This is a genomic window from Bradyrhizobium sp. LHD-71 (assembly GCF_031157255.1).
Taxonomy (GTDB): domain Bacteria; phylum Pseudomonadota; class Alphaproteobacteria; order Rhizobiales; family Xanthobacteraceae; genus P52-10.
In genome coordinates, this window is record NZ_JAVIFX010000015.1 from 142,173 (window position 1) to 167,195 (window position 25,023).

28 protein-coding genes and 2 tRNA genes are annotated in these 25,023 nt (G+C 63.8%); 8 read left to right on the forward strand and 22 right to left on the reverse strand.

All coding sequences use genetic code 11. The features are described from left to right. Nucleotides 1-23: 23 nt before the first annotated feature. Nucleotides 24-557 carry an inorganic diphosphatase gene (gene ppa, locus RCO31_RS18195; protein WP_308969846.1) on the forward strand — a complete coding sequence of 178 codons (534 nt, stop codon included), beginning with the start codon at nucleotides 24-26 and terminating at the stop codon, nucleotides 555-557. Nucleotides 558-629: 72 nt separating this feature from the next. Here the strand turns inward: ppa and folD are convergent, their stop codons facing one another. From folD to RCO31_RS18210, 3 genes are read right to left on the reverse strand one after another with little or no spacing between them, the layout of a single operon-like run. Beyond that, nucleotides 630-1,514, reverse strand: a complete 885-nt coding sequence (gene folD, locus RCO31_RS18200; protein ID WP_308969847.1) for a bifunctional methylenetetrahydrofolate dehydrogenase/methenyltetrahydrofolate cyclohydrolase FolD — start codon at nucleotides 1,512-1,514, stop codon at nucleotides 630-632. A gap of 8 nt (nucleotides 1,515-1,522) precedes the next feature. Next, nucleotides 1,523-1,855, reverse strand: a complete 333-nt coding sequence (locus RCO31_RS18205) for a DUF167 domain-containing protein (protein ID WP_308969848.1) — start codon at nucleotides 1,853-1,855, stop codon at nucleotides 1,523-1,525. A gap of 34 nt (nucleotides 1,856-1,889) precedes the next feature. After that, the gene (locus RCO31_RS18210) at nucleotides 1,890-2,180 is read right to left on the reverse strand and encodes a YggT family protein (RefSeq protein ID WP_308969849.1); all 291 of its coding nucleotides are present in this window, start codon (nucleotides 2,178-2,180) and stop codon (nucleotides 1,890-1,892) included. A gap of 210 nt (nucleotides 2,181-2,390) precedes the next feature. On the opposite strand from RCO31_RS18210, the gene RCO31_RS18215 reads away from it, so the two are divergent. After that, a tRNA-Ala gene (locus tag RCO31_RS18215) sits at nucleotides 2,391-2,466 on the forward strand. 75 nt (nucleotides 2,467-2,541) lie between these two features. Here RCO31_RS18215 and RCO31_RS18220 read toward each other — a convergent pair. Beyond that, entirely contained in the window at nucleotides 2,542-3,324 is a 783-nt protein-coding gene (locus RCO31_RS18220) for an SDR family oxidoreductase (protein ID WP_308969850.1), read from the reverse strand. 9 nt (nucleotides 3,325-3,333) lie between these two features. Further along, nucleotides 3,334-3,984 (reverse strand): TerB family tellurite resistance protein, encoded by a 651-nt coding sequence (locus RCO31_RS18225; protein WP_374991499.1) that lies wholly within the window; start codon nucleotides 3,982-3,984, stop codon nucleotides 3,334-3,336. A 74-nt stretch (nucleotides 3,985-4,058) separates the two neighbouring features. Here RCO31_RS18225 and RCO31_RS18230 point away from each other — a divergent pair, with 74 nt between their 5' ends. Next, the gene (locus RCO31_RS18230; RefSeq protein WP_308969851.1) at nucleotides 4,059-4,874 is read left to right on the forward strand and encodes a DUF2147 domain-containing protein; all 816 of its coding nucleotides are present in this window, start codon (nucleotides 4,059-4,061) and stop codon (nucleotides 4,872-4,874) included. A 46-nt stretch (nucleotides 4,875-4,920) separates the two neighbouring features. Here RCO31_RS18230 and RCO31_RS18235 read toward each other — a convergent pair whose 3' ends face one another. The 17 genes from RCO31_RS18235 to hemC all read right to left on the reverse strand — a co-directional run bounded on the left by RCO31_RS18235 (nucleotide 4,921) and on the right by hemC (nucleotide 20,837). Further along, the gene (locus RCO31_RS18235; RefSeq protein WP_308969852.1) at nucleotides 4,921-6,036 is read right to left on the reverse strand and encodes an amidinotransferase; all 1,116 of its coding nucleotides are present in this window, start codon (nucleotides 6,034-6,036) and stop codon (nucleotides 4,921-4,923) included. A gap of 152 nt (nucleotides 6,037-6,188) precedes the next feature. After that, a complete protein-coding gene (locus RCO31_RS18240; protein ID WP_308969853.1) occupies nucleotides 6,189-6,965 on the reverse strand; it encodes an alpha/beta hydrolase in 777 nt (258 codons plus the stop codon). Between the two features lie 16 nt (nucleotides 6,966-6,981). Further along, entirely contained in the window at nucleotides 6,982-8,253 is a 1,272-nt protein-coding gene (locus RCO31_RS18245) for an LLM class flavin-dependent oxidoreductase (RefSeq protein WP_308969854.1), read from the reverse strand. A 162-nt stretch (nucleotides 8,254-8,415) separates the two neighbouring features. Beyond that, nucleotides 8,416-8,799 carry a nitrile hydratase accessory protein gene (locus tag RCO31_RS18250; protein WP_308969855.1) on the reverse strand — a complete coding sequence of 128 codons (384 nt, stop codon included), beginning with the start codon at nucleotides 8,797-8,799 and terminating at the stop codon, nucleotides 8,416-8,418. Then, nucleotides 8,799-9,470: a nitrile hydratase subunit beta gene (gene nthB, locus RCO31_RS18255; protein WP_308969856.1), complete on the reverse strand. Its 672-nt coding sequence runs from the start codon at nucleotides 9,468-9,470 to the stop codon at nucleotides 8,799-8,801. The genes RCO31_RS18250 and nthB overlap by 1 nt, the downstream gene beginning before the upstream one ends. Before the next feature lies 1 nt (nucleotide 9,471). Continuing rightward, a complete protein-coding gene (nthA, locus tag RCO31_RS18260; RefSeq protein ID WP_308969857.1) occupies nucleotides 9,472-10,092 on the reverse strand; it encodes a nitrile hydratase subunit alpha in 621 nt (206 codons plus the stop codon). A 67-nt stretch (nucleotides 10,093-10,159) separates the two neighbouring features. Beyond that, complete coding sequence (locus tag RCO31_RS18265) at nucleotides 10,160-10,333, reverse strand: hypothetical protein (RefSeq protein ID WP_308969858.1); 174 nt, start codon at nucleotides 10,331-10,333, stop codon at nucleotides 10,160-10,162. Between the two features lie 10 nt (nucleotides 10,334-10,343). Beyond that, on the reverse strand, nucleotides 10,344-11,717 hold the full coding sequence (locus RCO31_RS18270) for an amidase (RefSeq protein ID WP_308969859.1): 1,374 nt from the start codon (nucleotides 11,715-11,717) through the stop codon (nucleotides 10,344-10,346). A gap of 28 nt (nucleotides 11,718-11,745) precedes the next feature. Further along, the gene (locus RCO31_RS18275; protein ID WP_308969860.1) at nucleotides 11,746-13,095 is read right to left on the reverse strand and encodes a TRAP transporter large permease subunit; all 1,350 of its coding nucleotides are present in this window, start codon (nucleotides 13,093-13,095) and stop codon (nucleotides 11,746-11,748) included. Further along, nucleotides 13,092-13,703, reverse strand: coding sequence for a TRAP transporter small permease subunit (locus RCO31_RS18280; RefSeq protein ID WP_308969861.1), 612 nt, complete (start codon nucleotides 13,701-13,703; stop codon nucleotides 13,092-13,094). Before RCO31_RS18280 ends, RCO31_RS18275 begins: the two co-directional genes overlap by 4 nt. 119 nt (nucleotides 13,704-13,822) lie before the next feature. Next, nucleotides 13,823-14,944, reverse strand: coding sequence for a TRAP transporter substrate-binding protein (locus RCO31_RS18285; RefSeq protein WP_308969862.1), 1,122 nt, complete (start codon nucleotides 14,942-14,944; stop codon nucleotides 13,823-13,825). A gap of 429 nt (nucleotides 14,945-15,373) precedes the next feature. Beyond that, on the reverse strand, nucleotides 15,374-15,628 hold the full coding sequence (locus tag RCO31_RS18290; protein ID WP_308969863.1) for a PepSY domain-containing protein: 255 nt from the start codon (nucleotides 15,626-15,628) through the stop codon (nucleotides 15,374-15,376). Between the two features lie 282 nt (nucleotides 15,629-15,910). Then, nucleotides 15,911-15,986: transfer RNA gene (locus RCO31_RS18295), tRNA-Thr, on the reverse strand. Nucleotides 15,987-16,091: 105 nt separating this feature from the next. Then, nucleotides 16,092-17,759, reverse strand: a complete 1,668-nt coding sequence (locus RCO31_RS18300) for a heme biosynthesis HemY N-terminal domain-containing protein (RefSeq protein WP_308969864.1) — start codon at nucleotides 17,757-17,759, stop codon at nucleotides 16,092-16,094. 6 nt (nucleotides 17,760-17,765) lie between these two features. Beyond that, complete coding sequence (locus tag RCO31_RS18305) at nucleotides 17,766-18,947, reverse strand: hypothetical protein (protein WP_308969865.1); 1,182 nt, start codon at nucleotides 18,945-18,947, stop codon at nucleotides 17,766-17,768. Between the two features lie 133 nt (nucleotides 18,948-19,080). After that, complete coding sequence (locus tag RCO31_RS18310) at nucleotides 19,081-19,815, reverse strand: uroporphyrinogen-III synthase (RefSeq protein ID WP_308969866.1); 735 nt, start codon at nucleotides 19,813-19,815, stop codon at nucleotides 19,081-19,083. A 62-nt stretch (nucleotides 19,816-19,877) separates the two neighbouring features. Further along, nucleotides 19,878-20,837 carry a hydroxymethylbilane synthase gene (gene hemC, locus RCO31_RS18315; RefSeq protein WP_308969867.1) on the reverse strand — a complete coding sequence of 320 codons (960 nt, stop codon included), beginning with the start codon at nucleotides 20,835-20,837 and terminating at the stop codon, nucleotides 19,878-19,880. A 126-nt stretch (nucleotides 20,838-20,963) separates the two neighbouring features. On the opposite strand from hemC, the gene tsaD reads away from it, so the two are divergent. From tsaD to RCO31_RS18340, 5 genes are all read left to right on the forward strand, one after another. Next, a complete protein-coding gene (gene tsaD / locus RCO31_RS18320; RefSeq protein WP_308969868.1) occupies nucleotides 20,964-22,037 on the forward strand; it encodes a tRNA (adenosine(37)-N6)-threonylcarbamoyltransferase complex transferase subunit TsaD in 1,074 nt (357 codons plus the stop codon). A 12-nt stretch (nucleotides 22,038-22,049) separates the two neighbouring features. Beyond that, on the forward strand, nucleotides 22,050-23,039 hold the full coding sequence (locus tag RCO31_RS18325; protein ID WP_308969869.1) for an NAD(P)H-dependent glycerol-3-phosphate dehydrogenase: 990 nt from the start codon (nucleotides 22,050-22,052) through the stop codon (nucleotides 23,037-23,039). A 3-nt stretch (nucleotides 23,040-23,042) separates the two neighbouring features. Then, entirely contained in the window at nucleotides 23,043-23,456 is a 414-nt protein-coding gene (locus RCO31_RS18330) for an EVE domain-containing protein (RefSeq protein WP_308969870.1), read from the forward strand. Nucleotides 23,457-23,595: 139 nt separating this feature from the next. Next, entirely contained in the window at nucleotides 23,596-24,255 is a 660-nt protein-coding gene (locus RCO31_RS18335; protein WP_308969871.1) for a methyltransferase, read from the forward strand. A 246-nt stretch (nucleotides 24,256-24,501) separates the two neighbouring features. Then, the gene (locus RCO31_RS18340) at nucleotides 24,502-24,948 is read left to right on the forward strand and encodes a DUF1761 domain-containing protein (RefSeq protein WP_308969872.1); all 447 of its coding nucleotides are present in this window, start codon (nucleotides 24,502-24,504) and stop codon (nucleotides 24,946-24,948) included. Nucleotides 24,949-25,023: the final 75 nt, after the last annotated feature.

Sequence of the window (25,023 nt, forward strand, 5' to 3'; positions counted from 1 at the left end):
GCGCGCACAATCCGGAGTTTTTCATGCGTATCGATGCGATCTCGATCGGGGTCAACCCGCCGCACGAGGTCAACGTCATTATCGAAGTGCCGGTCGGCGGCGAGCCGATCAAATATGAGATGGACAAGGCAGCCGGCACGCTGGTGGTCGATCGCTTCCTCTACACGGCGATGCGCTATCCGGGGAACTACGGCTTCATTCCGCACACGCTGTCGGGCGACGGTGATCCTTGCGACGTGCTGGTGGCCAACACGCGAGCGATCGTGCCGGGCGCAGTGATGAGCGTGCGGCCCGTCGGCGTGCTGTTCATGGAGGACGAAGCTGGCGGCGACGAGAAAATCATCGCGGTCCCGTCGCTGAAACTGACGCGCCGCTACGCCAGCGTGAAGAACTACGACGATCTGCCTGAGATCACGCTGCAGCAGATCCAGCACTTCTTCGAGCACTACAAGGATCTCGAAGCGAACAAGTGGGTCAAGGTGCTGCGTTGGGGCGGCGCGGACGACGCACAGAGGCTCATCCTCGAAGGTATCGATCGGGCGAAGAAGGCGAAGTGAGGAGGGTCGGTAGTGAGTAGAGCGCATCACGCTCCGCTTTCCTACTCACTACTTATTCTTACGACGACCTCTTCACACTTTCGGCGGCGGCAGGCGGTGGATCGCGGATGCCGCACGCAAGGTGTTTACCAGCAGGCAGGCCACCGTCATTTGGCCGACACCGCCAGGCACAGGCGTGATCGCGCCGGCGACCTGCAACGCCTCGTCATAGGCAACATCGCCGATCAGGCGGTCCTTGCCGTCTGCACCCGGCACACGGGTGATGCCGATGTCGATCACGGTCGCTCCGGGCTTGATCCAGTCGCCGCGCACCATCTCCTTCTGACCGACGGCCGCGTAGAGCAGGTCGGCGTTACGGCAGACACTTGCGAGGTCGCGGGTACGCGAGTGAGCGATGGTGACGGTCGCGTTCTCGTTCAGCAGCAGTTGCAGCAGCGGCCGCCCGACCAGGTTGGAACGGCCGATCACGACAGCGTTCATGCCTTGCAGCGACGCGTGCACGCTCTTGGTCAGGATGATGCAGCCGAGAGGCGTGCAGGGCGTCAGCGCCGGCAGGCCGGTCGCTAGCCGTCCGGCATTGATCGGGTGCAGTCCATCGACGTCCTTGGCGGGATCGATCGCTGCGACGATCTTTTGCGAATCGAGCGACTTCGGCAGCGGCAACTGCACGAGAATGCCGTGCACGGCCGGATCGCGATTGAGCTTGTCGATGACGGCGAGCAGATCGGCTTCGGAGACCTCCGCCGGCAGTACATGCTCGAACGAGGCCATGCCGGCGGCCCGGGTCTGCTTGCCCTTGCTGCGCACGTAGACCTGGCTTGCCGGATCGCTGCCGACCAGCACCACGGCAAGGCCCGGCGTCACGCCATGGTCGCGCACAAGGCGTGCCGCTTCCTTCGCGCAATCCTCGCGCAAGGTGGCGGCTATTGCTTTTCCGTCGATGATCTTTGCGGGCATTAACGTCGTCACGCTCCATTGATGGCCGCAGTTATCAGATGTCGCAGCCGTTCTCCAAGCCGGTTCGGGTCGCCGTCAACGGCGACCTGCTTCAGCCGCGACGTAGCGCCCGACAACGGGTGCACGTCGCCTTTCCGGACACCGAGTTCCTTCGCCAGCAGATCCGTCACCGCGCGATTGGCCGCGCCGCCTTCGGCGACGGCTCGGACGCGGATTTTCACCACGCTGCGGCCATCGGCGAGTGTCTCGAGCCCATCGATCCGGTCCTTTCCCCCGCGCGGCGTCACCCGCAACGCGATGCTGACGCCGTGAGCGGCATACCGCCAGGGTTCTACAGACAAGGCTCCACCAACACGCCTCCCCGGGGAAACGCGATCAGAACACGTTCGGGTAGATGTAGTAGCTGATGATCCGCTGGATCAGCAGGATGATCAGGATCAGGATGACCGGCGAGATGTCGAGGCCGCCGAAATTCGGCAGAAGCGAGCGGATCGGCCGCAACGCCGGTTCGGTGATCTTGTAGAGAAACTCGGCGACGCCCGCGACGAACTGGTTGCGGGTGTTCACGACGTTGAAGGCGATCAGCCAGGACAGGATCGCGGCGGCGATCAGCAGCCAGACGTACAGATCCAGCGCGATGAGAATGATATCGAGAATAGCTCGCATGGCTTGATCTGCTCGCGAAGGGCTGAATCACCGGTTAAATTGCTTCGGCAAAATATCGGTTTGGCCGTGGCGGAACAAGGGAAGCGGGCTGCTGATCGCCGGAAAAGACGCCCAAATGAACAGCGCAAGCGTTCTTGACTTGATCTCGGCTTAAAACGTAAATGACGGCACTTTCGGCGGTCCGGCCATCCAGTGGCTCGGACCTTCGGAGGGGCCGTAGCTCAGCTGGGAGAGCGCCTCGTTCGCAATGAGGAGGTCAGGGGTTCGATTCCCCTCGGCTCCACCACTTTCGGCTACGCGGCGCGGCCACAAACGAAGCGTGGTGCGCGGCGTAAAGGGCGAAGCCGGGCTGAAGCACCCCTCAAACCGAATGCCTGCCCTGCACGCGCCCGACCAGCGACACGACCCAGGCGCGCGGGACGAAGCGCAGCATGAACGGAATCATCTTCATGCCCACCCCGGGCAGCACGAGGCGTTTGCCAGCCATGAGACCCCGGTAACCGGCCATCGCGACATCGGCTGCTGAAATGCTCAGCACCTTGGAATCGAAGCCGGGAACGATTCCGGCTCGCGCCTGAAATTCGGTCGGCACGGCGCCCGGACACAAGGCGGTGACGCGCACCCCGCGCGGCGCAAGCTCGCAGAACAAGGCCTCGCTGTAGGAGATCACATAGGCCTTGGTGGCGTAATATACTGCCATCCGCGGTCCCGGCAGGAAGCCTGCCAGCGACGCGACATTGAGGATGCCGCCGCGGTGGCGCGCAAGGCAGTCGGCAAAGCGAAGCGACAAATCGGTGAGCGCGCGCACGTTGACGTCAACCATCGCCAGCTGCTCGGTGCGACCGAGCTGCAGCCATTCGCCGAACAGGCCGAAGCCGGCATTGTTGACGAGATATTCCGGCTCGACGGCTGCCGAGGCCAGTGCCGCGGAAATGACGTCGCCGGCATCGGGGCGCTGGAGGTCGCAGCAGATGATCAACGGTTCCTGGCCGCCGGCCGCCACGATCTCGTCCGAGAGCGCCTTCAGACGGTCGAGCCTGCGCGCGACCAGCGCGACATGGTGGCCGTTCCTCGCGAAGATCCTCGCGAGCTCACAGCCGATGCCCGCTGATGCACCCGTAATCAAGGCAACGCGGCCAGCCATTGTGAAACCTCAGTTCGCGGCTTTCGGCACGATCCTGTTGCCGGCGACACGATTTCTCAATGCAATGCGCTCATTGGACGACACGCCGAGCAAGTCGGCGGAACGCCACACCATGCTCTCTTCGAATTCGCTGATGTGGTCGTCCGCATAGACGAGCTCCCACATCATTTCGACGATCCGTGCCCGGCCCTGCTCATCGACGGAACGCATGATCAGGCTGGTGAAGCGATAGAGATCGACCGACTCGCCTTCCACCCGCTTGGCGGCCTCGATCAGTTCGCCGACTGCCGCATCATCGAGGTCGAAACGGCTCGCAAGCAGCGAGCGCAGCTTCTCCTGCTCCTTCGCAGACGCGTCCCCGTCGATAGAGATGAGGTGCACCAACAGGGCCGCCGCGGCCAGCCGGTAGTCATTGTCGTCGAACCTGCGGGGCACGGACCCGCTGGCAGACGCGAGTTCGGCGACGATCTGGCGAAGCTTGTCCAATATCAACGCGTGTACCAAAGCTTTCAAGGAGGCAGCCTCGCCGCCTCGCGTTTCCAAGCCGAAATTCGCGCCCCTTATGAAGAGGAATCGCGACAGCCGCAAGAATGCGAGAACCTCCTTCACGATCTCGTGGGCAAGACCGGGACCGAGGAGGCTCGAACGCCTGTGTGACATGCGTCACATCGAGTTGGAAAGGAGGCCGGTACAGTCCGGCCATTGGTGTTCAAGCCCGGTTCTGGGAGATTCGCATGAAGAAGCTCGTACTTGTGGCCGCGATGCTGATGGCCAGCGCATGCGCACATGCCGGCAGCTTCAACTTCAACGTCGAGGGACACAAGATTCGCGTGAATGTCCCGCGCGGGTGTGCCTCGCTGTCATGTATCAACGTCTCCGCGCCGACGATTACCGACAAGTTTAAGGATAAGGACGAGACCTCGCCCAGGGCCGGCGCGGCCACGACTGCACCCGCGGCAGCGCCGGCCGCTCAGGCTGCGACACCGTCTGCACCGACCGCCCCGACGCCCGCGCCTCCCGCCACCGCACCACAGGCCTCCACCAAGGTCACCGTGCTGCCCGCACCGGCGCCTGAAACCAAGGCAACGGATGCCACTGCTCCATCGGCATCGACGCCTGCGCTGACCGCGCCGGAGGTCTCGGCGGAGCCCGCGCCTGCTCCGGTCGCAACACCCGCCCCGGCTGCAGTGCAGGTGGCATCGGCACCGCCTGCGTCACTTCCGGCTCCGGCTCCTGCCGCTGTGCAGGCCGCCAACACGCCAATCGGGCTTTGGATATCGGAGAAGAAGGAGGGCAAAATCCGGATCGAGGACTGCAATGGCAATCTCTGCGGCTATGCCGTCGATGCCAAGACCGGGGCGAACGGCGCCAAGGTCCTGATCAACATGAAACCGCGCGGCGACAAGTGGAGCGGCCGCATCAAGGATACCCGCAGCGGCGGCGTATACGATTCAACTATCGCGCTCCGCGGCAGCGACAAGCTTCGCGTTCAGGGCTGCGCCTTCGGCGGCATGTTCTGCGGCGGCGAGACCTGGACCCGTATTCAGTAGGTCGCGCCCACCTGTTGTGCCTGCTCGCTTTTCGCGAGAACGGTCTTCAAAAGTAGCTTTGCAGTGTGCCGCGGCGACGAATGTCCAGCGTTGCACAGTGGAACGCGCCTCCGAACGCGGCGTAGTGCAGAAACTCACACGGAATGGGCTCAAGACCCCAAGCCTTCAGCGCGGCCATCATGCGCTTGTGATGCGGATCGACGATCACACGCGTCTCGTCGATCATCAGGATGTTCATGCTGAGCCACTTGCCGCACATTGACGTGACCTTCAGCAGCCGGCTGTCGATGGGATCCGGCTCCGGCGCAATCAGAATGTCCCACGTCTTTAGAATTGGCGGCAACCGTGCAACGTCGATGTACTCCGGATTGACGAGCAGCTTGCCTGGCCCGAGCGGCAGGATCGTCGTGTCGATGTGCATTGGATTGGGGCACCGGCTTTCGATCTCATGGACGCGGTAGCCTTCGCCGAGATGACGCCGCAGCCAGGCGATGCCCATCAGGTTTGTCACATTGCTGCGGGTGACGAAGATGTCACGGCCGCAGCGGAAAAAGTCGGCTGCGTCGAACACGGGCTCAAACTCAGTGAGGATATAGCTGATGGGCTCGCCCTTTTCGGGCAGGCGGAAATCAGGATCGAACAATTCGTCGGTCAGTTGCGGCTTTGGCGCCGATGTCCAGCGCGCTCCCTTCTGGAAGTACTCCTTCAGGATCGTGCGGTAGGAGTGCGTCTCGAAGTATCGGCACGGCCATGCCATCGGCGTCTCAATGATCTCGTCGCCAATCACCAGCATGCTGTCGCGGGGGCACGAGTTGCAAAAGCCGTGTGACGTCCAGCCCGGCGCACCGAACTTCCTCCGGTAGTCGACGGGATCGGGCCGGCGCACCGTGACGCCGAGCGACTGCAACAGCGCAATGAAGCCATCGAGCTCGCGCTGCGCAGGCTCAATCATGAAGGCAGGATAGCGGAAGCCGGCGACGAGCGACTGCGCGCGCGCGGCAAGGCCCGGAATGTTGCAGGTGACCACCGGATGGCTGGATGGGATCGTTGCACCTTCCAGTCGGCCGACGATGATTTCCTCCAGCGGGTCCCACTCGTTGTGCGAGTTGACGGGGCAGGTCGCGGACGCCGCCACAGCGTTCGCCGCGGCGTCCATTCTCATCTGCAGTTGCATTCCTCGCCTCGGATAGTTGCCTTGACGATAGACAAGCTCTTGAACTTGCTATCGTTCCGAGACCGGCGGCGCCGTCAATCGTTCAAAACACCGCAGCCGCCTTCGCGACGCAGCAAAGCCGTGTCGTTACGTGGTTGAGTTCACGCCAGCCGCTGGATCGCCGCGATGGTCTCGCGCGGCTTTTCCAGCAGCACCATGTGGCCGGCTTCCGGGATCGACACGAGCTGAGCGCCATTGATCAGCCGCTTGAATTCGTGCGCATAGACAGGCGACACCACCTTGTCGCTGTCGCCCCAGATGAGGATCGTCTTTGCCTTTACGCGGTAGAGGCGTTCCGACAATCCGCGTTCAGGAATCGGAAACAACAGACGACCGGCCATGCCGAGCTGCCGCGCGTTCGTCACCAGAAATCCTTGCAGAAACTTCGGGTCGTCCAGTGCAAGCCCTGTCGTCAGCCGCGCCTTTCCGACTTCTTCGTCGTGGTACAGCAGCGCCGGCATCTCGTAAGGCAGTTTGGTGAAAATGTCCGCGACCGGATGATCGTCGAGCCAGATGCCTGCCGGCGCAATCAGGCCAAGGCGCGAAACGTCGTTCGGGCATACCGCGGCCATCTCGGCTGCGATCATGCCACCCATCGAATGACCGACAAGAACGGGATCCTTCAGGCCGAGCGCATTGACCACGTCCCACGTGTGCAGCGTGAAATCCAGCATGTCGCGGATCTCGTGACACTCGTCACTATCCCCGTAGCCGGGGATCAGCGGCGCATAGACGTGAAAGCTTTCCGAGAGCTTGGCAAGAAAAGCGTCGTCTGCCGCAAGCCCGCCTGCACCGTGCAGGAACACCAGCGGCTGACCTCGACCACCTTCGAAGTAGCGCACCGGCGTGTAATGGGTCTTGATCGTCTTCAGTTCCATGATCGTTCGCCCTCGCCTACGCCAGCACGCGCGAAACGGCGTCTGCCGCATCGAGCTCGGACGGCAATCTGCCGGCTGCGACGCGCTGCTTCATCGGCTTGCACCAGAAGCGATCGTCATCCGCAAAGTCGGGGAACATGTTGCGCAGTTTCGGTAGTACTTTCTCGGCAAACAGTTTCGTCGAGTACATGCACTTTTCCTTCGGCATGTTGCCGACATGCATCAGGCAGAAGATGTTGCCGACGTGCAGCGACGTGATGAGATCCTCCATTCGCTGGCGCACCGTTTCCGGCGAACCCGCGATGACGTGACCGCCCTCGATCAAGTCCTTCCACGTCAGCTTCGCATAGCCTGCGCGCGGCGGCGCGTACTGCGACAACGCACCGGTCTGGATGGTCTTGATGGTACGGTAGCCCGGGGCGTCGGCGAAGCCCGCATAGACGTGCAGGCAGCGGTTGTAGAAATACAAAACGTGCTCCGCATAGAGCCGCTCGGCCTCCTCGTCGCTCTCGGCGACGCAGATCGTCTGCGCAAACCCTGCGCGGTACGGCGAAGTGTCGGAGGCATTGCGTGCGGTGACACGGTCCCAGTAGCCCTTCATCAGCGCCTGCGCGCGGATGTAGCCGGAGAACGAGAGGTAGGAATACGAATAGGTGTTGTCGATGCAGAAGTCGTACGTCTCGACTGAGCCGCCGCCCGGAATATGCACCGGCGGATGCGGCTGCTGGATCGGGCGCGGCCAGATATTGACGTAGCGCAACTTCGTGTAGCGGCCGTTGAAGGCGAACGGTTTGCGCTCTGTCCACGCCTTGATGATCAGGTCGTGCGCCTCCTGATATTTTTCTCGCGTGAGTGACGGGATCTGACCGTAGCAGTAGTTGGTGTCCATCGACGTGCCGACGGGAAAGCCCGCGACCAGGCGCCCGCCTGAGATGCAGTCGAGCATCGCGAATTCTTCCGCGACTCGCACCGGTGGATTGTAAAGCGCAATCGAGTTGCCGAGCACGACCAGCGCCACGTCCTTGGTGCGTCGCGCAAGGCCCGCAGAGATGATGTTCGGCGACGGCATGATGCCATAACCGTTCTGGTGGTGCTCGTTGACGCCGATACCATCGAAACCGACGGTGCCGGCGTATTCCAGCAGGTCCATGTAGGTGTTGTAGACTTCGTGGCTCTTCTCGGGATCGAACAGCGCCTGATCGATATCCACCCACACCGAGCGGTTCTTCTCCCGGAAGTCATCCGGCAGATACGGCCACGGCATCAGGTTGAACCAAGTGAACTTCATGGCGCGTTCTCCTCAATTCCCCAATATTTGATGCCTGCACGAGCGGTCAGGCTTGACGGGAATGATACCGGGCAGCACGACGATGGATAGAGCTTTGTTGCGGGAGACCTATGCGACCGGCAGCAATCTCGTGCCGGCCCGGCAATGCTCCATCAATGACGCCTAGCCGAAATCCTCCGACCTCAGCTCGATGGGCGAGCCGTGCGGGGTGCGGTCGGCAGCGTGGTCCCAAGCGTCGCGATAGCGATGCAGCGTCTCGCGCGAAGCGACGTTCTTTTCGGCAACCAAGTTCTCAAGCGTCGCCAGCCAATGCTTGTAGTAGGTCTCGCCAGTATCGGGGTCGCCGGCAGCCTGCGCGCGCTTGATCTCCCTCGCCAGCGCCGCCGCCCATTCCTGCCACGTGAACAGGCCTTTCTGGTGTAGCGCCAGCGCCATCGCGAACGCCTGCGCCTCCCACGGTTCGCGGAAGACCGGACCGTCAGCGTCGCGCGGAACACCAGGCACGGCGATCGCGGCATGCATCGCAGCGCGCGGATCGAGCGGCATCAGGCGCGCTCCGACGGAGATTCCAAATATGATTCCCACGCGTCCACCGACACCTTCATGGTCGGGTCGGCGTCCGCACCCCACAGCTCAGTGCCTGCGAAAGACACGGTGTAGAGCCATTGCGGCTTTTCGCCCTGTCCGAGCGAGTTGGTATCCGGAAAGACGTGGCAGCCGTGCAGAAGCTCGATCGTACCGACGCGGCCGCGTACATAGCGCGGCAGCCGCGTGTGAGTCGGCGGGTTGATGGTCTTCATACGTACCTGATCGCCGATCGCAAATCGTGCCGGCGCGGTCGGATCGCGCTCCGTCGGTCCGCCACGATGCAGCATCGCCATCACGTCATCGCGGCTCAGTGTCTTCAGGCCCGCCTTCGCCACCGTCAACACACGACCTGACGCGATCTCGTCTTCCGAGACCAGATCACGCTCGATCATCAGGCGTTCCAGGCCCGCAAGCCAGAGCTGGTAGTAGCTTTTGCTCAGATAGTCGGCATGCGGGCGGTTCTCGCGCGCAAAGCGTGACATGTCGATGTTCCAGCCGCCCGGCCGCGACATCGCCAGCGTCAGTGCGAACGCCCTGCGCTCCCACGCGGCATGGAAGACCGGTTCGTTCGGCTCGGGCTGTACCGGGCCGAACCCCTCCACGCCGCCCATGTCCTGTGCGCCGTCCATTTCAACCCAACTCGTTCGGATGCTTCGGCAGACCGCTACCGATCATGCTGTCGCGCGTCACGAGGTCAGCGAGCCGCTCTTCGCTCCAACCGTCGGTGCCCGCCGGGCGCATCGGCAACACGAAGTAGCGGATCTCGGCCGTTGAATCCCAGATGCGAATGTCCGTGTCTGGTGAAAGCTCGACACCGAAGTCACGCAGCACGCCGCGCGGATCAGACACCGCGCGCGACCGATAGGGCGCTGACTTGTACCACACCGGCGGCAAGCCGAGCACTGGCCACGGATAACAGGAGCAAAGCGTGCACACGACCATGTTGTGGGTTTTCGGCGTATTCTCCAACGCGATAATGTGCTCGCCCTGACGCCCGGCATAGTTCAGCTCGGCAATCGCAGGCGTTGCGTCGGCAAGCAGGCGCTTGCGGTATTCGGGATCGGTCCAGGCGCGGGCGACCACGCGCGCGCCGTTGCGCGGGCCGACCTTCTTCTCGTAGGTTTCGATCAGAAGATCGAGCGCAGCCGGATCGACATAGCCCTTCTCCGTGAGCACGGTTTCGAGCGCGCGCACGCGCAACTCGGTTTCCGACAGTTCGGAATGCTCGTGATCGTGGTCGTGTCCGCTCATGCGACTAGCATACGCGCGATCGGGACGATGTCGAGATGGGATTCGGAAGGAACGTAGCCCGGACGAGCTAGGCGCCGTTCCCATTGGCCTCGCGCAGCGACTTCCAGAAATCGTACACCAACAGCAGCATCACCAGCACGCAGATGAGGATCAGCGGCAGCGCCTTGATCCACCAGAGCAGAAGCCCAAGAAATGCAAACACACCGGCGATGCCGATGATTCCGGTGACCAGATTTGTCATCCGCTACTCCTCACCTTCGTGCGGGGGCAGGTGCAGCCGCACCACTGCGGCCGCGCTTGCCGCGTGCGAGATGTCCGACAAGCCAGCTCGCCGTGCGCAACAGCCGCGCATCATTGCCCCGGCGACCGACGAGCTGCACGCCCATCGGCAATCCCTCCTCGGAGCTAAGCAGCGGTAGGGTCACGGCCGGCGTGCCGAGATAGGTCCATAGCGTACAGAACGCCGGGTTGCCCGTAGAGTCCAGCCCGCGCGGTGCCGGCCCTGGCGCAGCGGGCGTCAGGATCGCATCATATTCGTCGAACACGCCATCAAGCGCCTGGTTCAGTGACGCGCTACCCGCAAGAGCACGCGTATATTCGACGGCTGGGACTTTCCGGCCGCGTTCGATCAGCGCGCGCAGCACCGGGCTCAACGCATCGCCGCCCTGCTCGAAATCGCGATGCAGGTTGTGCGCCATCTCCACTTCCATAATGGTGCGATGCATCTCGATGGCGCGGTCAAAGCCTTGGCCGATTTCGACTTCGGACACGTGCTCGCCGAGCACCCCGATCAGCTCGGCGAACGCCTCGGCCGTCACCTGTTCGGCGTATGTCCACGCGGGCGTGCGGATGAAGGCGAAGCGCGGCGGCAACGGCGGTTCGCTTGCGGCCACATCGGCGAAGGGCTGCCTGGCAAGCGGTCGCGTGTCCGGATCTTCTTCGTCGAAACCGGCCAGCATTTCGGCCAGCAGCGCCGCATCCGCAACGCTGCGGGCGAACACGCCGACATGGTCGAGTGCCCGCGACAGCAACAACGCGCCGCTACGCGGGATCAGCCCATGCGTCGGCTTGAATCCTACCACGCCGCAGAACGCCGCCGGGCGAATCACCGAACCGTTGGTCTGTGAGCCGATCGCTCCCGGGACCATCAGCGCCGCGACTGCCGCGGCCGAGCCTGAGGACGAGCCGCCCGGCGTATGATCGCGGTTGTGCGGATTTCTGGTCTTGCCCGGGTTGAAATAGGCGTATTCGGTCGTCACGGTCTTGCCGAGGATCACAGCGCCTGCCGCGCGCAACTGCGCCACCGCAGCCGCGTCGTGCCGCGGCGTCCGGCCTGCCCAGAGCTTCGAACCGAACTCGGTGGGCATGTCGCGCGTGTCGAAGATGTCCTTGATCGCCACCGGTACGCCGTGCAGCGGACCAAGCGACTTGCCCTGGCTGCGGTGATCGTCGGCCGCCTGGGCCTGCCGCAGGGCATGCTCACGATCAAGGAACGCCCACGCCTCAATATCGCGATCGGCTTCGTCGACGCGCTTGAGGCAATCGCCGACGAGTTCGGCCGAGGTCAGGCGGCCGTCGCGAATGCCGGCGGCCGCTTCAGTGAGGCTGAGCGTGCAAAGGCTCATGGGCACCTCTCAAGCGCAAGACGCTCGCTCATCGCGGCCCGTACAGGTAGCCCGGCAGCCACAGCGCGATGCCGGGAAAGATGTAAACCAATGCCATGGTGAAGAACACCAGGCCGACGAACGGTAGCGCGCCGGAGAAGATATCGGTGAGCTTGACCTGCGGTGGCGCGACGCCTTTCAGATAGAAAGCAGCCATGGCAACCGGTGGCGTGTTGAACGCGGTCTGCGTGTTCAGTGCGACCAGGATACCGAAGAAGATCGGATCGACGCCGTAGTTCGGAAGCAGCGGCAGGAAGATCGGCACGAAGATGATGATGATCTCGGTCCATTCCAGAGGCCAGCCGAGCAGAAAGATAATGAGCTGGGTCAGCAGGAGGAACTGGATCGGGGTGAGGTTCATCGAGGTGAAGAACTGCTCCACCACCGACTGTCCGCCCAGCAATGCGAACACCGCCGAAAAGGTCCACGAGCCGATGAACAGGTAACAGACCATCGCTGTGGCGCGCACCGTCAGGTACACCGACTCTCGCATCATCTCGAAGTTGAGCGAACGGTAGGCCGCCGCCAGCACGATGCTCATGAGCGCGCCGACGGCGGCGGCCTCAGACGGGGTCGCAAGCCCGAACAGGATCGCGCCGAGCACCGCCACGATCAACAGCGCAAGCGGCAGGAACGACGTCACGAGCGCCCAGATGACGGTGGTCAGCGGCACGTTGGTCTGTTCCGGCGGCAGCTTCGGCGCAAGCGACGGATTGATGACCGCACGCGTCATCGCATAGGCAACGTAGAGGCCTGCGAGCAGAAAGCCCGGAAAGAACGCCGCGGCGTAGAGCTTCACTGCGGAAACGCCGGCCGTCGCCGCATAGACGATCAACAGAATGCTTGGCGGAATGAGAATGCCAAGACAGCCACCGGCGCAGACGACGCCTGCCGACAGCTTCGTATCGTAACCCGCGCGAAGCATCGCCGGCAGCGCCAGCAGGCCCATCAGCGTGACGACAGCGCCGACGATGCCGGTGGCGGTCGCAAACATTGCACAGGTGATCAGCGTCGCGACCGCAAGCGCCCCTGGCACGTTCTTCATTGACAGCTGCAACGAATGGAACAGGCGATCGAGGATGTTGGCGCGCTCGACCAGGTATCCCATGAACAGGAATAGCGGCACCGCCACCAGCACGTCGCTGGACGTGACCTCGAACGTTTTCTGCACCAACAGCGTGAAGACGCGGTTCTGGAAGAAATCCTGGCCGGCCGTGTAGTAGGCGTAGTAGCCGAACGAAACGCCCATCGCCATCAGCGTGAAAGCGATTGGGAAGCCGAGCATGATGATGAAGATGAAAAGGAACAGCATCAACATGCCGATTTGTGGGTCGGTCATGCCTCTGTTCCTTTATTGGATTGCGCCACTGCGGCGAGTTCCTGCTGATGCTGATGCTCGCGGATGACGACGCTCTCGGTTTCCTCGACGTCGTGCAGCCGGCGCGGCCACTGACCGCTGCGGATGCACAGCACGCACCGGATGACTTCGGCGAGCCCCTGCAGGAACAGCAGGAAGCCTGTGATGGGGATCAGCGCCTTCAGCGGAAACACCGGCACGCCGGCAGGGCTGAAGATACTGACCTCGCGGAATTGCACAGACATCTTCGCGTAATTCCAGCCCGAATACATCAACGCCGCGATCGCCGGCAGGAAGAATAGGATGTAGAGCACGAGATCGATCGTCGCCTGGGTGCGCGGCGCCCACAGGCGATAGACCACGTCAGCGCGGACATGGCCGTTGCGCGCGAGGGTATACGCGCCGGCCATCAGGAACATCGCGCCATAGGTGATGTAGCTGATGTCGAACGCCCAGGTGGTCGGCGCGCGCAGCACATAGCGCACGAACACCTCGTAGCTGACTCCAAGCGTGAGGATGAGGATCAGCCAGGCGAACGCTTTGCCGACCCAGGTGCTGAGTTCGTCAATGAAAAAAAGAAACTTGGTCATGCGAGCTGCACCCGCGGCCGGACGCACATGCGCTTATCCCCCAATCTCTGTTCACAGCGTGGGCGTCGCCGAAACGAACGCGACGCCCACGTCGATGTCTCAAGTGAAAGAGCCAGCCGTCAGACCTTGAGCACACCCGGAAAGTGATGCTCGAAGGCGCCGCGATAGTCGGTCGCGTTGGTCATGTTGTAATAGACGACGCGCCGCACCCAGGCCTTCTGCGAATCCATCACCTTCTTCATGAATGGATCGGAGCCGAGCTGGGCGATCAGGCCGTCCCAGGCCTTGATCTGCGCATCGAACACCGACTTCGGCGTGCGCACGACGTTGACCTTGTCCTTGGTGATCAGCTCCTGCAGGTCCTTCGAATAGTAGTCCATGCCCTTCCACTCGTTGGCCGATGAAACGGCCTCCGCCGCATACTGCAGGATCGCCTTGTGCTCGGCGGGGAGCGCATCGAACTTGGGCTTGTTGAACATGATCTCGAAGTATTCGGTCGCCTGATGGTGGCTGCCGAGCATGTAGTTCTTGGCGACGTCCTGCGCGCCGAAGCGGCGGTCCGAGGTCGGGTTGTTGAATTCGAAGCCGTCGATCACGCCGCGCTCCATCGCCGGCACGATTTCACCACCCGGAAGCTGCGCAACGGACGCACCCATCGCCTGGAACAGGTCGGCCGCAAGCCCCACCGTGCGATATTTCAGGCCTTTCAGGTCCGCATCGCTGGTGATCGGCTTCTTGAACCAGCCGAGCGGCTGGGTCGGCATCGGCATCGCGAAGAAGCTCTTGATATTGACCTTCAGGATCTGGTTCTGCAGCTCTTCGAACAGCTCGCGACCGCCGCCATTGTGGATCCAGCCCAGGCCCTCATTGGCGTTGAAGCCGAACACGGGTCCGGTGCCGAACAGCGAAGCCGCCTTGTGCTTGCCGTACCAGTAGACCGTCACGGTGTGTGCCGCGTCGATCTGACCGCCATGCACGCCATCGAACACCTGGAACGGATGCACCACCGCGCCGCCGACCAGATAGTCGATGCGCAAGCGGTTGCCCGCCATCTCGTTGACGCGCTTCACATAGTCTTCAGCCATCTCGTTGAAGACGTCGGCCTTGCCCCACGAGCCCTGCATCTTCAGGGTCGCCGTCTGCGCCCGGCTGACTTGTGGCATCGCAATCGCCGCACCGCCAGCCGCTGCCACCGCCAGGAAACGGCGGCGCGTCGTTCTCGTCTCACTACGCTTGGTCATAATATCCTCCCGATTGAAATTCTTGGTCCCCGCTGTTTGCCGCGGGCTTGTTTGTCGTTGACGACAAGTCAACGGCTTGGCCGGGAATTTGGCAAGCAAGAAGTGGATGATGTGCGCTGCGCGCGCACTCAGATGCGGGTGGCATGATCGTTCGGGTTGGACGAGACGGCTCACGAGCAAGCCGCTCCTCCCGTTTGGCGGAACGAAAACACGCAACGGTCTTCAACTTTAGGCGTAGAAGATCGCCGTCCTGTAGCGGCGCAAACCATTGAATCGTCGCGGTGGAAATATTCCCCCGGCGACTCTGCGCCTAATTGCCGCGAGCCTTAAGCGTAGCCTGGATGAGCCGGGGGAATACTTGGCCCGACAGCCCCGGATTTCGCTTCGCTCCATCCGGGCTACGGTTCTTCGCTTTCCGGCGCTCGTCCCTCAGTCGGCCTCGCGCCTGATGATCGCAAGGTTCTGGTCGAGCTTCAGATCATATTTCTTGCCGTCAGCGGCAACCGCATCGTCCACTTCCCAGACACGCGCATCATCGAATTCAATCTTCTTCCACGCCGTGAAGCCCTGACCGCGCAAGACCTGCTCGATCTTCGCACGCTCATCCGCCGTGGGCGCACGATCAGCATGGGCGATCGTACCGAACACTACCGATAGCAACGCAGCCAAAAGAATTCGGGTCATGACCTGCAATCTTCCATTCGTTAAGACGCTTATCAACGACCGCGCAGCATCGACGTTCCTCGGCGGCAAACTGCATACGATTGACTCAAATGCAAACGAACGCCTGCGCCGACAATCCGCGTCGCAATCGAGAGACGTATGATGATGAAGAACTGAGATCGTGAAAAAGCCAGGAGGGAGTCGTCCAGGGCTGGGACAGGTGCTGCGTCCGTCTGAACCGGAGACAGCAAAGCCGGTCTCTCCCGCCCTTGCGCTTCCGCTGCGCCGCGCGTAACCGAAGCGTGGTGCCGCAAGAGGGATTCGAACCCCCGACCCCGTCATTACGAATGACGTGCTCTACCAGCTGAGCTATTGCGGCAAATGAGGTTTGGACGGGTCCTGATATCCGGCGAGGCTCCGGTTTGCAAGCTGCGAGTGCCGTCCAACATGGCGACTTGCGCGTTCCGATCACCTCAAGTCCGGATTACCCTACCCAGCGCGCCAGAAATCCCTTGAAACCGCCAGCCTGGGCAGAAGCAGGACGCTCTGCGAATTCATCGTTGTCGACGGTGTCGTCGGCCACCCCCGGATCGTCCGGCGCACGCGTCAGCGGGACCACGGCGGGAATTGCAGGCGCTGCAGCCGGCGGTGAGTTCGGAACAAGGCGTGGACGAAACACGGGAACCGGCACCTCGGTGGCCGCCGACGGCGCATGCGTCGCGGGGGCGGGCCCGGCTTCGGCCGGCGACTGCGCATCAATCGCAGTTTCCGAAGCAGGCGCCGCGGCCGGCACGACAGCGGGCCGTGGCGCAGGTCGCGTCGATGCGATCGCGATCGCATGCTCGAGCTCTGCGGCGGCTTGCGATGACGGCAGCGCCGCCACCGGCACCATCCACTGGAAAGCGTCGAGGCGGCCAGTAACCGGCGATACTGGCCGCCAGTGATCGGACACGTAGCCATCCGCGGTCCAGGCCGGATCATGGGCGGCGCGAACCGCGCGCAGCGTCCAGGCCCGCGCAGCGCCCTCGTCGTCGTGCTCACCCCGCTCGATTTCCGCCATCAACAGCGCGACGCGCTGCGTCGGCCGTTCGATCAGCGGCGCCAACGCCGCGCGCGCCCGGGCAAACTCGCGCGCATCGGCCGCGACCCGCGCGATGCCGAGCGCACCTTCCGGATCGCCCGGCGTCTTGTCCGCAAGCCGCTCGATCCGCCGCAGCCGCTCCAGCGCCGAATCGCCGAGCCGCACGTGCGCGTAGGCGTCGGCGAGATCGGGATGCGGCTGCGTCTGCCAAGCCGCTTCGATGACCTGCATGGCCCGACGGGTCTGCTGGCTTTCGCTCAGATATTTGGCGGTGAGCGTTGCAGCCGGAATCAGGGTCGGCGCGAGCTTGACCGCCTCCATGACGCTGTCACGGGATGCATCCCGGTCACTTCTTTCGAGCTCGAGCGCGCGCGCAGTCAGCAGCACCGCCCGCTGCCGGCGATACTCCGCCTTGTCGATAGCGCCCGAGGCGTAGTTGCGCTCGATGATCGACAGCGCACCGGACCAGTCGGCCCGGGCACAATGAAAGCCGAGCACTGCGTGGGAAGCCCAGGCGGCCCGCGGTGAAACCTTCAACGCCTCTTCCGCAGCGACTACGGCCTGCACCGGATCGTCGTTACGCTGCGCCTCGATGAACAGACCCCGCAGGCCCAACAGCCGCGTATCCGCCCGCTCGGCCATGCGATAGAACGCACGCCGCGCTCCCTCGCGATCGCCCGACATCTGCGCCGCCTGCGCCGAAAGCATCAGCATCAGCGGATCCTGCGCGGCATGCCGTTCGGCAACATTGGCATGACGGCGCGCCGCCTCCTGGTCGCCCGCGCCGATGGCGATCAGACCTTTGCTGATCGCATCACGCCCGCGCGCTTCACGGCGCGCGCGGGCGGCCATTCGCATCCGCCGCGGCAAGCGCGACAAAAACGTGACAACGGTCCAGAGCAGCAGGGCGGCCGCAACCGCAAGGCCGAAGCCCAGGATCGCGACCGGCAGTGTCGTCGAAATCCGCCAGCCGCTCCACAAAAGCTGGATGTCGCCGTGCTGATCGGCGATCCAGGCCGCCGCGAGCCCCGCCGCACCAGCCAGCACCAGGAAGACGATGATCCGGATCATTGCGGTCTATTGCCCGGATTTGCTGAATGCCGCCAGCGCATCGGTAGCGAATTTCTGAGCTGCCGCGAGAGCCGCCTCCCGTCCATCCACTGCGTTGAGCCAGGCCTGAATCTGCGGATCGCCTGCCTGCGGCAGCGTTGCGACGTCCTGCCGAGCTGCGGCGAGGTCGTCCCGGCGCACCGACCGTGCCTGCGCGGCGGGCGAAGGCGGGCTGCTCTTGGTGTCGGGCGCACCATCGCTGCGCTCGATCCGCACCAGTTTCGCAAGGCCTGACTGCAGACGGTCGAGCACGCCCACGCTCGCACTCGAGCTTTCGGCCGCACTCGGCTCGGTTCGTTTGGCCTTTGCAGCGTCGCTGTTTGCCAATCGTTGCAACACCGCAACGATCTCACGCATATACGTGGCCTCGGAGGGGATTCCTGTCGCCGCATGAGCTTCGAGCGGCGCCAGCGAAGCGGGATTCGTCGCGACCTGCTTGGCGACGGCGAGCGCCGCAGCGTATGGTTCGCCGCTCCGAACCGCGACATCGAGCGCGTTCGCCACCACGATGCGCCGCAGGCTCGCATCGTCCGCTGCGGAGGCGCGCGGCTTTGCAAGCTCGACCGACAGCGCCTTCGTCGTATCCTCAAGTCGCGTCAAGCGTTCACTCAAAGCTGCAAGATCCATCGTCGGCGCACTGTCACGCGGCGTCGACTTCGCCTCGTTGAGCGATGCGGTCAGATCGCGAAGCTCGTTGCTCAATTTCGCAACCTCGTCGCGCACGGCCGCGAGCGACGTCTCGAGCGCCTCGATGCGCGCCGGATCGCCAGCAGATGCGGCCGGGCGATTTGCAATGGCTTCAACCCGCGCGAGCCGCGCACCGAGATCGCCGACGCTGGCGGCGACATTGCCGAATTGTGCCGGCGAAACCGACGGCGGAGATATCTGCATTGGGGCGATCAGTCCGCCGGCCCAAAGCGCGGCGAGCACGAGCAAGGCGGCGACGGCGCCGCTTAGCAACGGCAGGAGCGCCGGCAGCACGGCGGCGCCGCGCGATTTCAAGGCAGAGAGACCATCGCCGGCACGCTTCGTGAACGTACCTGCGCCTTGCGTGTCACCGGACACCTCGGACGCATCGAGATCAATGGTTGGCGGCGCACGCTTCGGCGCCTCTTCGGCGGAAGCCTCATCCTTGCGCTCATCCGACATGCGACACCTGCTCCAATTCCATGGCGACTGTATCAGATTCTGTCGGCTGTAGCCCGCATAAGCGAAGCGCCATGCGGGACTCTACCTTCAGGCAAGGTCCCCGCATGTCGCTGCGCTCATGCGGGCTACAGCGCTACTGACGCGGCCGCAAGACCTCTTCCAGCGCGGCAAGCAGATCGGCTTCATTCGGCGCCCTGGCAACGATCAGCCGATGTGCCCCGGCATCGCGCAGAACATCCGCGATCTGTGCCGACAGGCAGAGCTGCGGCAGGGCCAGAGCGGAGACCTCGAGGCCCCCGCGGCGCACCGCCTTGACGAAGGCCGTCGCGCTGCGCCGGGAATAGTGCAATACCGCTTCGATGGCGTCGTGCGCAAAAGCTGTGCGGACCGGTTCGGCAAATTCGTCCAGCTCCGCCATGCGATAGACTGGAATCGACGCAACTTCGACGCCGCGCAAGCCGAGTTCGGAGACCAGATCACGGCTGACATCGGCGGCCGCCAGGTAAAGCAGTGCGGCCCGTTTGCGCGGCAGACCATGCGCAACGATCAACTCGCGCAGGGCCGCAGCGTCGCCTTCGGCCGAGCGAACCTTCCGAAATCCGGCATCGCGTGCGGCCTGTGCGGTGCGCGCGCCGACAGCGAAAGCCGGCAGGGTCTGCAGATGCTGCAGTAGGGGATGCGCGACGATGGCACGAATCACGTTCGCGCTGGTCAGAATCACGCCCGAATAGCGCTCATCGTTGTCGCTGCGGAACGGCAGCGGCTGGAAGGTGAGCATCGGTGCCAGCATCGGCTCAAGCCCTCGCGCGCGCAACGCATCCGCGGTGGCTTGATTGTCAGGCGCAGGGCGGGTGACGAGGACCGCCATGGCTCAAAATCCCTCCGAGCATCGGCGCGCCGCGCTCCGGATGCAGATGCCGCTGCCCAGCACTACGCGCCTGCGAACATCGTGAAGAACTTTTCGCCCGCCCGCTCACGCAGTTCGCGCGCAGCATCCGCGCCGAGCATCGCGGCGTCGCTGCGCACGCCCTCGCGCGCGGTCTCATAGGCTTCGCGGCCATCCGGCGACACGATCAGGCCACGAAAGCGCAGCCGCTCGCCGTCGACGATCGCGTGCGCGGCGATCGGCGTCCGGCATGACCCATCCAGCAGCGCCAGAAAACCGCGCTCGGCCGCCACCGCCGCTTCGGTATCCTTGTCGTCGATCGCCGCCACGAGCGTGTTGATGCGTTCGTCGTCACGCCTCGTCTCGATTGCGATGGCGCCCTGCCCGGCCGCTGGCAGGAACTCGTGCGGATCGAGGATCGCCGTCGCCTTGTCCTGCAAGCCGAGGCGCTTCAAGCCGGCGAGCGCAAGGATCGTTGCGTCGGCCTCGCCATTCTCGAGCTTGCGCAGGCGCGTTTCCACATTGCCGCGGATGCTGACGAGCTTGAGATCGGGACGCAGTTTCGCGATCAGCGCGCGACGGCGCGGCGAGGACGAACCGACGCTCGCGCCTGCCGGCAGTTCGCTCAAGCTTCCTGCCTTGAAGCTGATGAACACGTCCCGTGGATCCTCGCGCGGCAGCCACGACGACAGCGACAGCCCGTCGGGCAGAAACGTCGGCACGTCCTTGGCCGAATGCACCGCCAGGTCGATCCGGCCGGCAAGCAAGGCTTGCTCGATCTCCTTGGTGAACAGGCCCTTGCCTCCGGCCTCGTAGAGCGGCCGGTCCTGGATCGCATCGCCCGAGGTCTTGATCTCCCGGATCGGGAAGCTGTCCTCGGTGACGCCGTGCGCCGCCGCCAGCCGCCGCCGCACCTCGTGTGCCTGCGCCAACGCCAGCGGACTGCCGCGCGTACCGATCGTGGCCGCTAAACTTGCGGAAGACGCCTCCGTTGGCGATTGCACCTTTGGACCTCGCAATGCTACGCCGGACACTCCCGTCGGGCTCAGTTCGGGCACAGGGAAACGCCGGTTTGCCGGCGATGGCAAGTGCCAGTTTCATCGGATCTGGTTTCCGCGGAATTGCTTCAAATGCTGGTGCTGGGCATCGAGACCACCTGCGACGAGACCGCCGCCGCCGTCATCGAGCGGCGGCAGGACGGTTCCGGCCGCATCCTGTCCAATATCGTGCATTCGCAGATCAAGGATCATGCGCCGTTCGGCGGCGTGGTGCCGGAGATTGCCGCCCGCGCCCATGTCGACGTGCTCGACAGCCTCGTCACTGCCGCGATGCAGGAGGCGCAGATCCGCTACAATCAACTTGGTGGCGTCGCGGCCGCGGCAGGTCCCGGCCTGATCGGCGGTGTGATCGTCGGGCTCACGACTGCCAAGGCAATCGCGCTGGTACACGATACGCCGCTTTTGGCGATCAACCACCTGGAAGCGCACGCACTGACGCCGCGCCTGATCGCCCCGCTCGACTTTCCCTACTGCCTGTTCCTCGCGTCGGGCGGGCACACGCAAATCGTCGCCGTGCTCGGCGTCGGCGACTATATACGGCTCGGCACCACCGTCGACGACGCGATCGGCGAGGCGTTCGACAAGGTCGCCAAGTTGCTCGGCCTGCCTTATCCGGGCGGGCCACAGGTGGAGCGAGCAGCTGCGAATGGCGACGCCGGCCGCTTTGCATTCCCCCGGCCGATGCTCGGGCGAGCGGACGCGAATTTCTCGCTTTCGGGCCTGAAGACGGCTGTGCGCCAGGAGGCCGAGCGCAACCGGCCTTTAAGTGCGCAAGACGTGAACGACCTGTGCGCCGGCTTCCAGGCCGCGGTGCTGGACTCGACCGCTGACCGGCTACGCGTCGGCCTCGCATCATTCCGCGAACGTTTTGGAGCACCGACGGCGCTGGTTGCCGCCGGCGGCGTTGCCGCCAACCGGGCGATCCGCGCAGCACTGGAGCAGGTGGCGACGCAAGCCGGTACTGCGCTGATGCTGCCGCCGCCTGAGCTCTGCACCGATAACGGCGCGATGATCGCCTGGGCCGGCGCTGAACGCCTGGCGCTCGGCTTGAGCGACGCCATGGACGCCGCACCGCGCGCGCGTTGGAAGCTCGATGAACATGCGAGCGTGCCCGCCCAATTCGCCAACACCCGCGCGAACACCTGAAGGGCGGCAACGATGGCGGCGCACAAGACGATTGCAGTAATTGGCGCAGGCGCATGGGGAACGGCACTTGCCAACGCCGTCGCCAATCCTGAGCGTACGGTGATTCTCTACGCACGTGACGGAGCGGCGGCCGAGCGGATTGCGACGTCGCGCTTCAACCCGAAGCTGCCGGGCATTCGCGTCAATGACGACGTGATCCTCACCGCGGACATTGCCCGGGCCGCCACCGCAGGCACGATCCTCATCGCTGTTCCGGCGCAGAACCTGCGCGAAGCGATCGATGAAATGGCACCGCACCTGGCAGCGGGCACGTCGCTGGTCGCCACCGCCAAGGGCATCGAGCGAGGCACGCACAAGTTCATGACCGAGATCCTCGGCGAGACCGCCCCGCGCGCGGTTGCCGCCATCCTGTCGGGCCCGAGCTTCGCGCAGGACATCGCGCGCGGGCTTCCGACGGCGATCACTATCGCGGCAAAAGACGCACCGGCCGCTGCGGCGCTCGCGTACAAGCTCGGCACCCCGGCTTTTCGCCCGTATCACACCACCGACGTGCGTGGCGTCGAGATCGGCGGTGCGGCTAAGAACGTGTTCGCGATCGCGGCCGGTATCGTCATTGGTCGCAAGCTTGGTGCATCCGCGCTTGCGGCGCTGACCACGCGCGGTTTTGCCGAACTGATGCGCTTCGGGGAGGCGTTCGGTGCGCGACCGGAGACACTCACGGGCCTGTCAGGGCTCGGCGACCTGATCCTGAGCTGCTCCTCGCCGCAGTCGCGCAACCTGTCGTTCGGCATCGGGCTCGGCGAAGGCAAATCCCTGAGCGCCGCAACAGGCGGCAGGCTGGTGGAAGGCGCGTTCACGGCGCAGGTGCTGCTCGAGATGGCGAAGGCGCGCGCCGTCGACATGCCCGTCACTGAAGCGGTAACCGCGGTGCTGGGCGGACAGTTGAGCGTGAAGGACGCGATCGATATGTTGCTGATGCGGCCGTTCAAGGCGGAGGCTTAAGGCATGGCGTACTGGCTGGTGAAGTCGGAGCCCGGGTCATGGTCATGGGACCAGCAGGTCAAGGAAGGTGCCAAGGGCACGGCCTGGACCGGCGTCCGCAATCACACTGCGAAAGCCAACCTGGTAAAGATGAAGAAGGGCGACCGCGCCTTCTTCTATCATTCCAACGAGGGCAAGGAGATCGTCGGCATCGTCGAGGTGACGAAGGAGCACTATCCTGACCCAACCGACAAGGCCGGCACTTTCGTCGTTGTCGATGTCAAGGCGGTCGAGCCCCTGAAAAAGCCGGTGACGCTGGCGCAAGTGAAGGCCGACAAGAAACTGTCGGACATGGCGCTGATCAAGTTCTCGCGGCTGTCGGTGCAGCCGGTGACCGTCGACGAGTGGAAGTACGTCTGCAAGCTGGGCGGGCTTTAGTGCCCCTCACCGCGAGGACCCTCGTCATTGCGAGCGACGCGACGCAATCCAGTCTGGGGTTGCCGCAACGGTCGCACTGGATGCTTCGTCGCCATGGGCGAGCGAAGCGACGCTGTTCTTCGAACGGCTATGTCTCGCAATGACGGCGACGGTGGATCCGCAAAATTTCATCCGGGCCAACACGCGTTTGCGGCCGGTGCCGCTCGTTGGCGAAATCTCGCTGCATCTCGCCGACGAAGCGGTGCCGCTGTGGCAGAAGACAGAAGAGCAGCTCAGCGAAGAGGGATTGCCGCCGCCGTTCTGGGCGTTCGCCTGGGCAGGCGGACAGGCGCTCGCCCGCTACGTGCTCGATCATGCGGAAAGCGTTGCCGGCAGGCGTACGCTCGATCTCGCATCTGGCTCGGGGCTGGTCGCGATCGCGGCGATGAAGGCCGGCGCAAGCGAAACGACTGCCGCCGACATCGACGCGTTCGCGCTCGCCGCCGTCAAACTCAACGCCCGGGCGAACAACGTCGCATTGACATGTCTCGGCACCGATCTGCTCGGTAGCGACGCTGCACAGCGCTGGGACACGATTCTGGCCGGTGACATCTTTTACGAACGCGATACGGCGGATCGAGCGCTCTCGTTCCTGTCGCGGCAGGCCACGCGCGGCGCAACCGTCCTGATCGGCGATCCGGGTCGCAGCTACCTGCCAAAGGACCGGCTGATGAAGCTCATGGAGTACAGCGTGCCGGTGACGCGCGAGCTCGAAGACAACGAGATCAAGCGCACGGCCGTCTGGACGTTGCGCGGGTAACGAAGTCCTTCAATCTCCGTTCTCGCCCTCGCGAGGGGCGGCGGCTGTCGACAATTGATTCAATAAGTCGTCGCCGCCAAGCGAAGCGCAGCGCCGGGACCATGCGTCGTGCCGCGCATGAGCGACTTGCGTTTGCGGTCTTTTGCGCTTGCAGTCCCTGCTTTCGCAGGGACGACTCAGTATCTATGTGTTTTAATCGACCTGCGCGATGTTCAATCCCACCATGCGCAAATGCAGGAGGACGCCATGTCGATGCTTCCAACGACCATGAACTTCTTTATCATGCTTGGTGCGGCCGTCTGCGCGTGGCTGTTCGGGGCGATGTATTACGGCACGCTCGGCAAAGCTTGGGTCGCCGCCCAAGGCTCGACCATGGAGGAATTCAAGGCGAAACAGGCCGACAACGTCGGCAAGATCTCCGCACAGATCCCGTTTGTTCTCGCCCTCATCGCCGAGCTCATCATGGCCTATGTGCTCTACGGTCTGATGAAGCATGTAGCGCACACCGGACCACTCACTGTGTGGAACGGTCTGATCTCTGGTGCGTTCATCTGGTTGGGCTTCATCCTGACCTCGATCGCGGTCAATAACGCGTTCACCGGACGGAAGGTCATGCTCACCGTCATCGATGCCGGCCACTGGCTCGGCGTGACGCTGATCATCGGGGCGATCCTCGGCGCGTTCGCCAGTTAGGACTTCCCAAGAAAGCGACAAAAGTCATACGCATCCGTGCTTGTCGGGGAAAGCCCGGCCGTCGCATAATGCGGT

Coding starts and splice junctions, on each gene's coding strand:
- ppa (WP_308969846.1), top strand. CDS start 24: ATGCGTATCGATGCGATCTCGATCGGGGTCAACCCGCCGCACGAGGTC.
- folD (WP_308969847.1), bottom strand. CDS start 1,514: ATGCCCGCAAAGATCATCGACGGAAAAGCAATAGCCGCCACCTTGCGC.
- RCO31_RS18210 (WP_308969849.1), bottom strand. CDS start 2,180: ATGCGAGCTATTCTCGATATCATTCTCATCGCGCTGGATCTGTACGTC.
- RCO31_RS18220 (WP_308969850.1), bottom strand. CDS start 3,324: ATGGCTGGCCGCGTTGCCTTGATTACGGGTGCATCAGCGGGCATCGGC.
- RCO31_RS18225 (WP_374991499.1), bottom strand. CDS start 3,984: ATGTCACACAGGCGTTCGAGCCTCCTCGGTCCCGGTCTTGCCCACGAG.
- RCO31_RS18230 (WP_308969851.1), top strand. CDS start 4,059: ATGAAGAAGCTCGTACTTGTGGCCGCGATGCTGATGGCCAGCGCATGC.
- RCO31_RS18235 (WP_308969852.1), bottom strand. CDS start 6,036: ATGAGAATGGACGCCGCGGCGAACGCTGTGGCGGCGTCCGCGACCTGC.
- RCO31_RS18240 (WP_308969853.1), bottom strand. CDS start 6,965: ATGGAACTGAAGACGATCAAGACCCATTACACGCCGGTGCGCTACTTC.
- RCO31_RS18245 (WP_308969854.1), bottom strand. CDS start 8,253: ATGAAGTTCACTTGGTTCAACCTGATGCCGTGGCCGTATCTGCCGGAT.
- RCO31_RS18250 (WP_308969855.1), bottom strand. CDS start 8,799: ATGCCGCTCGATCCGCGCGCTGCGATGCATGCCGCGATCGCCGTGCCT.
- nthB (WP_308969856.1), bottom strand. CDS start 9,470: ATGGACGGCGCACAGGACATGGGCGGCGTGGAGGGGTTCGGCCCGGTA.
- nthA (WP_308969857.1), bottom strand. CDS start 10,092: ATGAGCGGACACGACCACGATCACGAGCATTCCGAACTGTCGGAAACC.
- RCO31_RS18265 (WP_308969858.1), bottom strand. CDS start 10,333: ATGACAAATCTGGTCACCGGAATCATCGGCATCGCCGGTGTGTTTGCA.
- RCO31_RS18270 (WP_308969859.1), bottom strand. CDS start 11,717: ATGAGCCTTTGCACGCTCAGCCTCACTGAAGCGGCCGCCGGCATTCGC.
- RCO31_RS18275 (WP_308969860.1), bottom strand. CDS start 13,095: ATGACCGACCCACAAATCGGCATGTTGATGCTGTTCCTTTTCATCTTC.
- RCO31_RS18280 (WP_308969861.1), bottom strand. CDS start 13,703: ATGACCAAGTTTCTTTTTTTCATTGACGAACTCAGCACCTGGGTCGGC.
- RCO31_RS18285 (WP_308969862.1), bottom strand. CDS start 14,944: ATGACCAAGCGTAGTGAGACGAGAACGACGCGCCGCCGTTTCCTGGCG.
- RCO31_RS18290 (WP_308969863.1), bottom strand. CDS start 15,628: ATGACCCGAATTCTTTTGGCTGCGTTGCTATCGGTAGTGTTCGGTACG.
- RCO31_RS18300 (WP_308969864.1), bottom strand. CDS start 17,759: ATGATCCGGATCATCGTCTTCCTGGTGCTGGCTGGTGCGGCGGGGCTC.
- RCO31_RS18305 (WP_308969865.1), bottom strand. CDS start 18,947: ATGTCGGATGAGCGCAAGGATGAGGCTTCCGCCGAAGAGGCGCCGAAG.
- RCO31_RS18310 (WP_308969866.1), bottom strand. CDS start 19,815: ATGGCGGTCCTCGTCACCCGCCCTGCGCCTGACAATCAAGCCACCGCG.
- tsaD (WP_308969868.1), top strand. CDS start 20,964: ATGCTGGTGCTGGGCATCGAGACCACCTGCGACGAGACCGCCGCCGCC.
- RCO31_RS18325 (WP_308969869.1), top strand. CDS start 22,050: ATGGCGGCGCACAAGACGATTGCAGTAATTGGCGCAGGCGCATGGGGA.
- RCO31_RS18330 (WP_308969870.1), top strand. CDS start 23,043: ATGGCGTACTGGCTGGTGAAGTCGGAGCCCGGGTCATGGTCATGGGAC.
- RCO31_RS18335 (WP_308969871.1), top strand. CDS start 23,596: ATGACGGCGACGGTGGATCCGCAAAATTTCATCCGGGCCAACACGCGT.
- RCO31_RS18340 (WP_308969872.1), top strand. CDS start 24,502: ATGTCGATGCTTCCAACGACCATGAACTTCTTTATCATGCTTGGTGCG.